The 11946-nt window shown below is 77.8% G+C and carries 11 protein-coding genes and 1 riboswitch; of the genes, 6 read left to right on the top strand and 5 right to left on the bottom strand.

Going from position 1 to position 11946, the window contains the following annotated elements:
• Nucleotides 1–35 precede the first annotated feature (35 nt).
• From ACFY07_RS23895 to ACFY07_RS23885, 3 genes are all read left to right on the top strand, one after another.
• Nucleotides 36–1937: a copper resistance protein CopC gene (locus ACFY07_RS23895; protein ID WP_390871468.1), complete on the top strand. Its 1902-nt coding sequence runs from the start codon at nucleotides 36–38 to the stop codon at nucleotides 1935–1937.
• A 115-nt stretch (nucleotides 1938–2052) separates the two neighbouring features.
• Nucleotides 2053–2271 carry a transporter gene (locus ACFY07_RS23890; protein WP_390871467.1) on the top strand — a complete coding sequence of 73 codons (219 nt, stop codon included), beginning with the start codon at nucleotides 2053–2055 and terminating at the stop codon, nucleotides 2269–2271.
• Between the two features lie 119 nt (nucleotides 2272–2390).
• On the top strand, nucleotides 2391–2951 hold the full coding sequence (locus tag ACFY07_RS23885) for a methylated-DNA--[protein]-cysteine S-methyltransferase (RefSeq protein WP_230652161.1): 561 nt from the start codon (nucleotides 2391–2393) through the stop codon (nucleotides 2949–2951).
• Between the two features lie 63 nt (nucleotides 2952–3014).
• On the opposite strand, the gene tatA is transcribed toward ACFY07_RS23885, so the two are convergent.
• Both tatA and ACFY07_RS23875 read right to left on the bottom strand, forming a co-directional pair.
• Nucleotides 3015–3338 carry a Sec-independent protein translocase subunit TatA gene (gene tatA, locus ACFY07_RS23880; RefSeq protein ID WP_390871465.1) on the bottom strand — a complete coding sequence of 108 codons (324 nt, stop codon included), beginning with the start codon at nucleotides 3336–3338 and terminating at the stop codon, nucleotides 3015–3017.
• Nucleotides 3339–3419: 81 nt separating this feature from the next.
• A complete protein-coding gene (locus tag ACFY07_RS23875) occupies nucleotides 3420–6035 on the bottom strand; it encodes a molybdopterin-dependent oxidoreductase (protein WP_390871463.1) in 2616 nt (871 codons plus the stop codon).
• 158 nt (nucleotides 6036–6193) lie between these two features.
• Here ACFY07_RS23875 and ACFY07_RS23870 point away from each other — a divergent pair, with 158 nt between their 5' ends.
• Entirely contained in the window at nucleotides 6194–7024 is an 831-nt protein-coding gene (locus tag ACFY07_RS23870) for an SAM-dependent methyltransferase (protein ID WP_390871461.1), read from the top strand.
• 148 nt (nucleotides 7025–7172) lie between these two features.
• On the opposite strand, the gene ACFY07_RS23865 is transcribed toward ACFY07_RS23870, so the two are convergent.
• Together ACFY07_RS23865 and ACFY07_RS23860 are read right to left on the bottom strand one after the other, a co-directional pair.
• Nucleotides 7173–7640 carry a PaaI family thioesterase gene (locus ACFY07_RS23865; protein ID WP_230652169.1) on the bottom strand — a complete coding sequence of 156 codons (468 nt, stop codon included), beginning with the start codon at nucleotides 7638–7640 and terminating at the stop codon, nucleotides 7173–7175.
• 148 nt (nucleotides 7641–7788) lie between these two features.
• Nucleotides 7789–8079 (bottom strand): YiaA/YiaB family inner membrane protein, encoded by a 291-nt coding sequence (locus ACFY07_RS23860; protein ID WP_390871459.1) that lies wholly within the window; start codon nucleotides 8077–8079, stop codon nucleotides 7789–7791.
• A 274-nt stretch (nucleotides 8080–8353) separates the two neighbouring features.
• Between ACFY07_RS23860 and ACFY07_RS23855 the strand changes: the two genes are divergently transcribed.
• Complete coding sequence (locus ACFY07_RS23855; protein ID WP_390871457.1) at nucleotides 8354–9964, top strand: MFS transporter; 1611 nt, start codon at nucleotides 8354–8356, stop codon at nucleotides 9962–9964.
• Between the two features lie 325 nt (nucleotides 9965–10289).
• A riboswitch (cyclic di-AMP (ydaO/yuaA leader) is annotated at nucleotides 10290–10507 on the top strand.
• A 13-nt stretch (nucleotides 10508–10520) separates the two neighbouring features.
• On the top strand, nucleotides 10521–11423 hold the full coding sequence (locus ACFY07_RS23850; protein WP_390871455.1) for a M23 family metallopeptidase: 903 nt from the start codon (nucleotides 10521–10523) through the stop codon (nucleotides 11421–11423).
• Between the two features lie 169 nt (nucleotides 11424–11592).
• On the opposite strand, the gene ACFY07_RS23845 is transcribed toward ACFY07_RS23850, so the two are convergent.
• Nucleotides 11593–11895, bottom strand: a complete 303-nt coding sequence (locus tag ACFY07_RS23845; protein WP_230652176.1) for a hypothetical protein — start codon at nucleotides 11893–11895, stop codon at nucleotides 11593–11595.
• Between the last annotated feature and the right edge of the window lie 51 nt (nucleotides 11896–11946).

Raw genomic sequence — 11946 nt, 5'->3', positions numbered from 1 at the left:
TGCCGACGGCGGTCGACGGCACCGGGGAGTGGTCCATGGCGATCGGTGCGCTGCGGCGCCCGCTGACGGTGCTGCTCCTGCTGTGCGCGCTGCTGCCCCTGGGCGCCGGGCGGGCGGCCGCCCACGCCGTCCTGGAGCGTGCGGCCCCCGCCGGCGGCGTGCTCCTGCGGACCGCCCCCACCGAGGTGGTCCTCCGCTTCAGCGAGGACGTGTCGGTGCCCCCGGACGCCGTCCGGGTCCTGGGCCCGGACGGCCTGCGCGCCGACGACCGGCGGCCCGGGCACGCCGGGGGCGACGGCCGCACCGTCCGCGTCGGCCTCGGCGGCCGGCTGCCCCGGGGGACCTTCACGGTCTCCTGGCGGGTGGTCTCCGCCGACGGCCACCCCGTCTCGGGCGGGTCCGCCTTCTCCTTCGGCCGCGAGTCCGCCGCGGTGGCCGCACCCGCCCAGGACACGGGCGGCGGCCCGGTCGCCCTCGTCTACGGCGTGGGCCGCGGCCTCGCCTACGCGGCGTTCTGCCTGCTCGCGGGCGGTGCGTTCCTCGCGGGCGTGTGCCTGCGCGGGCCGGTGCCCGCGCCGCTGCGCCGCCTCCTGCTCGCGGCCTGGCTGGGCCTGGTCGCCGCCACGGTGCTGCTGCTGGTGCTGCGCACCCCGTACGAGTCGGGCGGCTCCCTCGACGCGGCCGCGCTGCGGGCGACGGCGGGCGGCAGGCCCGCGCGGGCCCTGCTGCTGCGGCTGGCCCTGGCCGTCCTGCTGGGCCCGGTGCTGCGGCAGGCCGAGCCGTACCCGGCCGGGCCGCGCCGGGCCGGTCCGCCGGCCGTCGCGGCGCTGCTCCTCCCCGCGGCGCTCGTCTGCGGCACCGCGGCCACCTGGGCGGCGGCCGAGCACGCGTCGGTGGGCCCGCAGACCGCCCTGGCGGTGCCGCTGGACCTGCTGCACCTGCTGGCGGCCGCGGTGTGGCTGGGCGGCCTGGCCGCGCTGCTCGTCCTGCTGCGCCGGGCGCCGGAGCCGGCGGCGCGGGCCGCTGGGGCGGCGGCCCGCTTCTCGCGGGCGGCGCATGCGGCGGTCGCGGTGCTGGCGGTGACGGGGGCGTACCAGTCGTGGCGGCAGGTCGGCTCCTGGGGCGCCCTCACCGGGACCGGCTACGGGCGGCTGCTGCTGGCCAAGCTCGCCGGGGTGGCGCTGCTGCTGGCGGCGGCCGGGTACTCGCGGCGGTGGACGGCGCGCCCGGCCCGGCAGCCGTTGCGGGCGGACGCCCGGACGGCGGCGGCCGTCGCGGCCGTCGCGACCCGGCCGGCGGCGGAGGCGGCCGCGGACGGCCCGCTCCCGGGCGGCCCGCTCGGGCCGGACGCCCCGGGTGGCGCCCCGGACGACGGTCCGAGGGGGTCGGGCGGCCCGGACGCCCCGCTCCCGGAGCCGGCGGAGGCGGCACCGGGGACGGGCGACGCCCGGCGCCGGCTGCGGCGCTCGGTGGCCGCCGAGGTGGCCGTGGGCGCGGTCGTGCTCGCGCTGACGACCGCGCTCACGGCGGCGGAGCCCGCCCGTACCGGCCGGGGGTCCGCGGCCGCGGCGGCCGCCCCGGCGCCCACCGCGTTCCTGGAGCTCCCCTTCGACACGGGTGCCCCGGCGGGCCGCGGCCGGGGCAAGGTCGACGTCGTCATGGACCCCGGCCGCACCGGCGACAACACCCTGCAGGCCGTCGTGCTCGCCCGGGGCGACGCCGTCGCGCTGGTCCCCGAGGTGCGGGTCCGCATCGCCCTCCCGGAGCGGGGGATCGGCCCGATGGAGGTGCGGCTGCGGCGGCGCGGCTACGTCTGGCAGGCCGACGACCTGCGGGTTCCGCTGCCGGGCCGGTGGACGGTGACCGTGGCGGTGCGCACCTCCGACACCGACGAGGACACCGTGACCGGCCGGATGGACGTCCCGCCGTACCGGTGACGCCGACCCGCCGGTCCGGCCGGTCCCGCAGCTCGCGCCGGTCCGGCCGAACCCTGCGGCCCCCTGCTCCGTACTCCTTGGGGGCGGCAGGACCGCCCGGTCAGGAGGAAGGGCCATGGACGACCGGATCCGCTACACGCTCACACGCACCGACGGAGCGGGTGGGGCGGGGGGCCTGCGGGAGTCGCTCTCCCGTGTCGAGGGGGTGTCCGAGGTGGCCGTCGACCGGACCCTGCGCACCGTGACCGTCCGCGGCACCGACCTGGAGGGCTGCCTGCTGCGCGCGGCCGCCGGGGCGGCCGGCTACGCCCTGGTGGACGCCGTCGCCGTCTGACGCGTCCCGCCCCCGCCCCCGCACGTGCCGGAGACGCGCCCCGGCCGTCCGCGCCGTGCGCGATGCTGGTCCCCTGGAGGCGTACCGGCGGACGGGCGTGCGGAAGGGGACGGCGGGCGATGGCTGCGGACTGGGCGTGCGTGGAGGCACCCGAACCCCTGGGCGGGGTGAGCGTGGCGGTGACGGCCGCCGGTGCCGCCGCCGTGTCGTTCTCGCCCCGGCCGCCGGACGGGGCGGACCCCCGCCTGGCGGCCGCGCCGCCCGCCGGGGAGGAGCGGGCCGCCCTGGTGGCCCGGCAGGTCGCCGAGTACCTCGCGGGGCGGCGGCGCGCCTTCGACTTCCCCGTGGACTGGGGCCTCACCGCGGGTCCGCAGCGCACCGTCCTGCAGACGCTGCACCGCACCGTCGGCTACGGCCGCACGGTGACGTACGGGGAGCTGGCGGCGGCCAGCGGGGTGTACGACGACGTGGCGCCCGGCGAACGGTGGGCGGGCGCGCGCGGCGTGGGGCAGATCATGGGGTCCAACCCGCTGGCGCTGATCGTGCCGTGCCACCGGGTGGTCGCCGCGGACGGCCTGGGCGGCTACGGCGGCGGGTACGGCGGGGTGGGGACCAAGCGCTGGCTGCTCACCCTGGAGGGCGTGCTGGCGCCCACCCTGGACTGGAACGGGCCCGGCTGAGACCCGTCCGGGCGCGGACGCGCCGGAGGCCCGGCCGGTGCCCGGCCGGGCCTCCCCGGGACGTCAGGACGTCCGCTGCCCCGGCTGCGGTGCGGGCGCCGCGGGTCCGGCTGCGGGTGCGGGTGCGGGCTGCTGCGGCTGCGGCTGTGCCTGCGCCGGTGCGGGGGCCTGCGCCTGCGGGTCCTGCGCCCGGTGCGCCTCCTCGGGGGTGATCCGCTCCACCGTCGGGGACTCGTCCCGCATCGCCTTGGTCTCGGCCTTCAGGATGCGCATCGACTTGCCCAGCCCCCGCGCGATGTCCGGCAGCTTCTTGGAGCCGAACAGCAGGAACACCACCACCAGCACCAGGATCAGGTGCCAGGGCTCCAGTCCGTTCCTCAGCCACACGGTCGGCTCACCCCTCTCTGCGTCGCAGGTCCGGGCGGACGCCCGCACCCTCCTGAAGTATCACCCTCGCGAGCCGGTCCGTCAGGCCCCTCCCTCCCCGGGCGCCGCCCGCCCGGGGAGCCCCGCGAGCCCCGCCAGCACCCGGTCGGGCCGGATCGGCAGGTCCAGCGGCCGCCAGCCGGTGGCGTTGTGCACCGCGTTGCCGATCGACGCGGCCACCGCCACCGTGGAGATCTCGCCCAGGCCCACGCCCCCGCCCGGCACGTGCTCCCAGCCCTCCTCGTGGAAGCGGACCGTGATCTCGGGGATGTCGCCGATCCGCGGCAGCCGGTAGGAGTCGAGGCTGTCGGTGAGCACCGCCCCGGTCACCGGGTCGGTGCGCCGCTCCTCGTGCAGCGCGTAGCCGACGCCCTGCACGATGCCGCCCTCGCACTGGCTGCGGGCCAGCCGCTCCGCGTAGATCCGCCCGGCCGCGATCCCCGCCCAGATCCGCAGCGGCCGCACCGTGCCGAGCCCGGTGTCGACCTCCACCTCGGTGACGTTGACCGCGCCCGCGAAGCCCCGGCCGATGGCGAGCCCGCCCAGCGGGAACGGCGTGACGTACCCGCGCCGGTCGCGCCGCCGCCGGCCGACGACCCGCAGGCCCTCGGCGCCGTCCAGCGCCGCGGCCGGCCCGCCCGGCAGCGCGGCCCGCAGCCGGGCGGCGGCGTCGAGCGCGGCGGGCCCGATCGAGGGCGTGCCCGAGCTGGCGGCCGACGCGGGCCCGTGCACCGTGCCGCTGTGCCCGACCTCGACGCGGACCCGGTCGGCGGGCAGCCCCAGCTCGGCGCGGAGCACGTCCGCGATGACGCTGCGGCTGCCGGTGCCGATGTCCTGGGTGGCGGTGCGGGCCACCACCACGCCGCCCTCGACGGTCAGCTCGACCTCGGCCGCCGGGTCCAGCAGGTACAGCCAGTTGGCGGTCGCGACGCCCACGCCGCGCCGGAACCGCCCCGTGGCCGACCCGGACGGGGCCCGCCCCGCCCAGGCGGGCAGCGCCGCCGCCCAGTCGTAGACGGCAGCGCGCCTCGGGTTGCCGTCCCAGCGGCGGCGCAGCGCGATCGGGTCCTCGCCGAGCCGGTGCGCCGCCTCGTCGACGGCCTGCTCCAGCGCCCAGGCCATCGGCGGCCCGCCCGGCGCCCGGAACGGCAGCCCGGGCGGCGTGTGGGTGACCACGTCGTGGTCGCGCAGCCGGCGCGGCGCGGTGCCGTACAGGTAGCGGGCGAGCGCGGCGCTGTTGGTCCCGACGGCGGTGCCGCCGTCGCCGTGGACGTCCAGGGTGAGCGCGGCGAGGTTCCCGTCGGCGTCGGCGAGCAGGGACAGCTCGGCGCGGGTGGCGGGCCGGTGGCCGCCGTGGGCGAGCTCCTCGGCGCGGGTGAACACGACCCGTACGGGGGCGCCGGCGGCGCGGGCCAGCTCCGCGGCGGCGACCGTCTCCACCCCCAGGCCCACCTTGGCGCCGAAGCCGCCGCCGACGTGCTCGGCGTGCACGTGCACGCGCTCCGGCGCCAGTCCCCAGCGCTTCGCGGCGGCGGCCCGCACCTTGGCGACCGACTGGGTGGAGACGTGCAGGTGCAGGTCACCGGCCCCGTCCCAGTGGGCGACGCAGGCGTGCGGCTCGGGGGAGGAGTGGGACTGCGCGGCGGTGGTGAAGACGGCGCTGACCAGCCGTTCGTCGCCGCGGGCGCGGGCGGCCGCGATCCGCTTGGCGGCGGTCCCGCCGCGCCAGCCGAAGTCGGCCGGCCCGCGGACGTTGCCCCGCCACTTCGCCGGGGGCGGCGGCGCCTCGTTGGACCGGGGCGCCGCCCTGCGGGCCTCCGCGGTGCCGTACACCAGGGGCGCGTCCGGCCGCCGGGCCGCGTCCGCGTCCAGGACGGCGGGCAGCGGCGTCCACTCCAGCGGCAGCGCGGCCGCCGCGGCCAGCGCCGCGGCCCGGGTGGGGGCGGCGACGGCGGCGACCGGCTGTCCGGCCCAGCGCGCCGTGCGGTCCGCGCCCAGCAGGTCCACCACGGCGGCCGCCCCGTCGTGGGCGGCGGGCACGGCGCCGACCCGGGCGTGCGGGTGCGGGGAGCGCACCAGAACGCCCTCCAGCTGCCCGGGCAGCCGCACGTCGGTGGTGTACCGGGCGCGGCCGGTCGTCTTCTCCGCGGCCTCGACGCGGGCGGGGGCGGTCCCGTCGGGGGCGTCGTGCTTGCCGGCGCAGGCCGCGGCGACGGCGGCGAGGATGCCCTCGTACGCGCCGCAGCGGCACACGTGCCCGGCCAGCGCCTCGGCGACCTCCGCCCGGGCCGGCTCGCCGTCGCCGTTCTCCGCGCGCCACCGGTCGGTGAAGGCGGCGGCCGCCACCACGAAGCCGGGGGTGCAGTAGCCGCACTGCAGGGCGTCGTGCGCGGCGAACGCCCGCTGCACGGGGTGGTCGCCGCCCAGCCCCTCCACGGTGGTGACCTCGCGGCCGCCGACCTCGGCGCAGGGGGTGGTGCAGGCGGCGGCGGGCTCGCCGTCCAGCAGCACGGTGCAGGAGCCGCAGGCCCCGGTGCCGCAGATCGTCTTGGTGCCGGTGAGCCCCAGCCCGTCCCGGAGCGCCTCCGCGACGGTGCTGCCGGGGGCCGTGCCGACGCTGCGGCGCGCCCCGTTGACGGTGAGGTCCGTGTTCTCCATGCGCACATCCTGGGGGCGGCGCGACGCCCTGTCAGGAGGGAACCGGAAATCCGTGCGGCCCGGACCCCGGACCGGGGTCCCGGAGATCGCCGGGGCCGCTAGAGTCTGCGCTGAACGGACGTCACCCATCCTGCCCCGGCAGGGAACGGAGGACCGCAGTGCCGGACCGCGACCCGCGGCCGACGGCCGACCGCCGGCCCGTCGGCGCCCCTCCGCCGAACATCGCCCGGATCTACGACTACCTCCTGGGCGGCAAGGACCACTTCTCCTCCGACCGCGAGGTCGGCACCCTCATCGAGCGGAACACCCCCGAGATCCACATGGGCGTGAAGGCGCAGCGCGACGTGCTGCGCCGCGTCGTGCGCCACCTGGTCGCCGAGGCCGGGATCACCCAGCTCGTCGACATCGGCTCCGGGCTGCCCAGCGCCGGCAACGTCCACGAGGTCGCCCACGCGATCGACCCGTCGGTGCGCGTCGCCTACGTCGACAACGACCCGGTGGTGCTCACCCACGCCCGCGCGCTGCTCGCCGACAACGACCGGACGATCGTCGTCGACGGCGACCTGCGCCGGCCGGCCGGGATCCTGGCCGACCCCGCGCTGCGCGCCCACATCGACTTCGGCAGGCCGGTCGGGCTGCTGCTCTGCGGCATCCTCCACTACGTCCTCGACGAGGAGGACCCGGCGGGCGTCACCCGGCAGCTGTACGACGCCCTGGCCCCGGGCAGCCACGTCTTCGTCCACCACCTGGTGGCCAACGGGGACGACGCCGACCCCGACGCGGTCTCCATCGAGCGGGCGCTGCGGCAGAGCGTCGGCCGGGGCCAGTTCAGGACCCTGGAGGAGATCGCGGCGCTGCTGCACGACCTGGAGCCGGTGGAGCCGGGCGTCACCCTGGTCTCCCGCTGGCGGCCCGACGCGGACACCGCGCAGCTGGAGGAGCACCCGGTGCTGCGCCTGGCGGCGGTGGCCGTCGCCCGCAAGGGCTGACCCCGCCCCCGGACCTCCCGGGCGGCCGTACGTCGTACGGGCGGCCCGGCCCGGGCCGCACGGGCCGCGCCGCCCTGCCCGGGCCGCCCAGGCCGAGCGGCCGCACGGTCCGCGCCGCCCGCACGGTCCGGCGGCCCGTGCCGGGCCGTCAGCGGCGGTCCGCCGCCGCCGCGTCCACCGCGATCATGGTGGCCTGCATCAGCGCCACCGGCTTGCCCGACCCGGTCGTCGCGTCGGCCCCGCCGAGGGACTCCACGGCGGCGGTCACCACGGTGATCGTGCGCCCGGAGCGCACCACCGTGGCGGCGGCGCGCAGCCGCTCGCCCACGCCGGGGCTCAGCAGGTTCACCTTGAACTCCACGCTGAGCACGTTCTTCCCGGCCGGCATCATCGACTGCGCCGCGGCCCCGGCGGCGGCGTCGGCCAGCGCGGTGACGGCCCCGGCGTGCACGAAGCCGTCCTGCTGGGCGACCTCCGGTCGCACCGGCAGGTCCAGCACCACCCGGCCGGGCTCCACCTCCACCACCTCGACGCCCAGCGTCCGCAGCAGGCCCTGGCGGGCGAGGGTGTCCCGCACCCGGTCGGCGGCGGCGGTCTCGTCGGCGGTCGCGGTCATGGTCTCGGCTCCAGTCGTACGGTGCACGGCGGTCCGGTGCACGGGCCCGGCCACCATGCGCGGCCCGCGCCGCCCCCGTCAAGATCGCCCCGCCGCGGCCGTCCCGGCCGGGTCCGCCCCCGCCGTCCCGGCCCCCCGCCCGCCGCGCTCAGACGCCGTCCACCTTGAACGGGTCGTGCTCGGCGAGGAGCCTCTCCAGTCGCGCCTGGTCGACCCGGTTCACCACCTCCGCGCTCTCCTGCCGGTCGCGCACGCACTTGGCCAGCGTGAACGCCGAGGTCACCACGTACAGCAGCCCCACCGCGAGGAACGCCCGCATCCACGGGTCGACGGGCAGGCAGGCGATCCCCGTGGCGAGGGCCGCACCGGACAGGGCGAAGGAGAGGACGGCCTGGACGTAGTAGGCGGAGGTGGTCCGCGGCTGCATCGATGCGCTCATGTCCGCATGGTGGCGGCGTCCGGGCGCCCCCGCCTGAGTACGGCTACTCAATCCCGGCCCCGGGCGCCGACCCCGGGCCCCACGTGCCTCACGAGCCCCTCCCGCGCCTCTTCCGGGCCCCTCCCGCGGGCCCCGCGTGCGGCCCCGGGCACGGCCGCGGGCCCGGGGCGTGATCCCCGGAAGGCCGGGGCAGACGCACCCCCGCAGCTGTGCAGGCACAGCGCCGACGCCGGCGGGACCGGCGCCGGGGGCCGCGACTGTGGAGGACCGCACGATGAGTTCCAGAGCAGGGCAGGACACAGGACCAGGGGCGCGGGACGCCTCCTCGCCGCCCCCGGACGGCCGCACCGACCTGCGGCCGGGACCGGCCGCGGCGGGCGCGGGCGCGGCCGGGTCCGGCGGCGCGGCCGGAGCCGGCGACGGGGTGCAGACCGGCACCGTCCGCACCAAGGTCCCCGCACGGCTGGACCGCCTGCCCTGGTCCTCCTGGCACTGGCGCATCATCATCGGCCTCGGCACCGTCTGGATCCTGGACGGCCTCGAGGTCACCATCGTCGGCAACATCGCCGGCCGCCTCTCCGAGAAGGGCAGCGGCCTGGCGATCTCCGCCGCCCAGGTCTCCGGCCTGGCCGCCGCCCTCTACGTGGCGGGCGCCTGCGCGGGCGCGCTCTTCTTCGGCTGGCTCACCGACCGGTACGGCCGCAAGAAGCTCTTCATGCTGACGCTCCTGGTCTACCTGGCCGCCACCGCCCTGACCGCGGTCTCCTGGACGGCCTGGTTCTTCCTCCTCTGCCGCTTCCTCACGGGCTTCGGCATCGGCGGCGAGTACGCGGCGATCAACTCCGCGATCGACGAGCTGATCCCGAGCCGCCACCGCGGCCGGATCGACATCATCATCAACGGCTCGTTCTGGATCGGGGCCGGCGCCGGCGCGCTGATCTCCGTCCCGCTGCTGAACACCGCGTTCCTGGCCGTGAACGTCGGCTGGCGCCTGGCCTTCGGCCTGGGCGTCGTGCTCGGCCTGGTGATCCTGCTGGTCCGCCGGCACGTCCCGGAGAGCCCGCGGTGGCTCTTCATCCACGGCCGCGACCGCGAGGCGGAGGACGTCGTCGCCGAGGCGGAGCGCACCGTCGAGGCGGAGAAGGGCGTGCGGCTGGAGGAGCCGGACGAGGCGATCACCATCCGGCAGCGCCGCAGCATCGGCTTCCTCACCATCGCCCGCACCATGGTGAAGCTCTACCCGGGCCGCACCGCCCTGGGCCTGTCGCTCTTCATCGGCCAGGCCTTCCTCTACAACGCGGTGACCTTCGGGTACGCCACCATCCTCAACGCCTTCTTCCACGTGCCGAACGGCTCGACGGGCTACTACTTCGTCGTGATCTGCGTCGGCAACTTCCTCGGCCCGCTGCTGCTGGGCCCGCTCTTCGACTCGGTCGGCCGCAAGCCGATGATCTCCGGGACGTACATCGTCTCCGGGGTGCTGCTGCTCGGCACCGCGGCGCTCTTCCAGAACGGCGCGCTCTCCGCGACCACGCTCACCCTCTGCTGGACCGTCGTGCTCTTCTTCGCCTCGGCGGGCGCCAGCTCGGCGTACCTGACCGTCAGCGAGGTCTTCCCGATGGAGACCCGCGCGCTGGCGATCGCCTTCTTCTACGCGGTGGGCACGGCGGTCGGCGGCATCTCCGGCCCGCTGATCTTCTCCAAGCTGGTGAGCACCGGGAAGCCCGGCGACACGGCGCTGGCCTTCGCGATCGGCGCGGGGCTGATGATCGCGGCGGGCGTCGTGGAGCTCTTCCTCGGCGTGAAGGCGGAGCGGCGCGGCCTGGAGTCGATCGCGCTGCCGCTGACGGCGGAGGAGCCGAAGGCCGGCGCGGCGGCGGCCTGACCGGACGGCCGCACCGGACGGGCCACCGCACCGGACGGCCGCACCGGACGGGCCACCGCACCGGCCGGCCGCACTGGACGGGCCACCGCACCGGACGGCCGCACCGGACGGGCCACCGCACCCGAGGACCCCCTCCTCACCCACGGTGACCGATTCCTGACGGGGCGGGAGGGGCGTGGCGCCGCGGATCGCACGATCCGCGACAAAACACCCCTCCCGCCCCTGCCGTATCACCCCGCATCGTCCAAGTGGCTTGGAATCACGGCGTCCTGCGATTAACGTTTGATAACGCAGCGCGGTCGCAAACGCCGTACCACGACGGCACCGTGCGCCATCGCCTAATCCCACGGCGCCGCCCCCTCGGCGCCAGGGAGCCGGGGAACCACGTTCCTTGGGGTGAATCGGCCGTACCGGACCTGCCCGCTCCCTGACGAGGCGTCACCCCGCCTTCCGCCGGGGTCCGGACCCGCAGGCCCGTGGCCGTAGGAGACCTTCCTGCTCCGAACCCGTCAGCTAACCCGGTAGGCGAGAGGGAAGGAAAGGAGTGCGCCAAGCCGTGGCGTCGTCGTACCCCGAGGGCATGCCCTCGACCCTGCCCCTGCCGTCGGAGCAGGCCTGGGCCCCCGTCCCCGAACCCGTCGCCGCCCTCGCGGGCGACCCCGACCGCGGTCGCCACCGGCTGCCCCGGCAGCGCGGCGGTGTCGGCTCCTCCGCGGTGATCGGCGTCGCCGCGATGGCCGCCACCCTCGGCACCACCGGCTTCACCACGTACGCCGCCGCCTCCGCGGCCGAGCAGGCGGACGAGCAGGGCAGCGCCGACGCCGTCGACCCCGGGCTGGCCCTCGCCGCCCGCATCCAGGCCCAGGCCGACAGCCAGCGCACCGCCGCCGACGAGTCGGCCCGGATCCAGGCCGCCCGCGACGCCGAGGCCAAGCGCGCCGTCCAGGAGCAGGCGGCCAAGGCGTCCGAGGCCAAGGAGCTGGCCGCCCGGCGCGTCGAGGAGGCGCGGCAGAAGAAGGAGGCCGCGGAGCGCGCCGCCCGCGAGGCGGAGCGCAGGCTGCTCGGCACCTTCGTCGTGCCGGTCTCCGGCTACACCCTCACCGCCGGCTTCGGCCAGGCCGGCTCGTACTGGTCCCACCTGCACACCGGACTGGACTTCGCCGTGCCCACCGGCACCGCCGTGAAGGCCCTGGGTGCGGGCACCGTCACCTCGGCGGCCTGGGCCGGGTCGTACGGGTACCGCGTCATCGAGACGCTGCCCGATGGCACCGAGATCTGGTACTGCCACCTGTCGTCGATCGTCCAGGGCTCCGGCAAGGTCAGGCCCGGCGACGTCATCGCCCGTTCGGGCGCCACCGGCAACGTCACCGGCCCCCACCTCCACCTGGAGGTCCGGCCGGGCGGCGGCGCGCCGATCGACCCCAAGCCCTGGCTGACCGGGCACGGCCTCGACCTCTGAGGCGCGGTCCTCCTCCGTCCCCGACGGCCCCGGTGATCCCCCGACACCGGGGCCGTCGGTCTGTCCGGACCCGCCCGACGGCGCCTGCCCGCCCGACCGGGCCCGCCCGCCCGTGCGCGCGGGTCCCCGTGCGCGCGGGTCCCCGTGCGGGCAGGTCCGGGGCGCGCCCTCAGCCGCGCCGGTCGGCCACCACGTACGACGCCAGCGCCACCGCACCGGACACCGCGAACACCGAGGGCCACGCGCCGAGCCGCTTCGCCAGGGGGTGCGACCCGGCGAACGCCGCCGCGTACAGCCCGGTCAGCGCCACCGCGCCGCCCGTGCCCGCCTGCCGCCGCCACTGACGCGCCGCCACCGCGCCGGCCGCGGCCAGCGCGACGCCGCCCAGCGGCCGCCGCTTCGTCCACCGGGCCACCCCGTAGCCCCCGACGAGCCCGCCCGCCGCCACCGCCGCCGTCGGAACCTTCGCCACCGTTCTCCTCCTCCGCGTCCGGACCTGCTTCCCCCCGACCCTAGGCCGCCG

The organism is Streptomyces sp. NPDC001380, from assembly GCF_042895785.1.
Lineage (GTDB): Bacteria > Actinomycetota > Actinomycetes > Streptomycetales > Streptomycetaceae > Peterkaempfera.
This window is presented reverse-complemented; position numbering and strand designations above follow the sequence as displayed.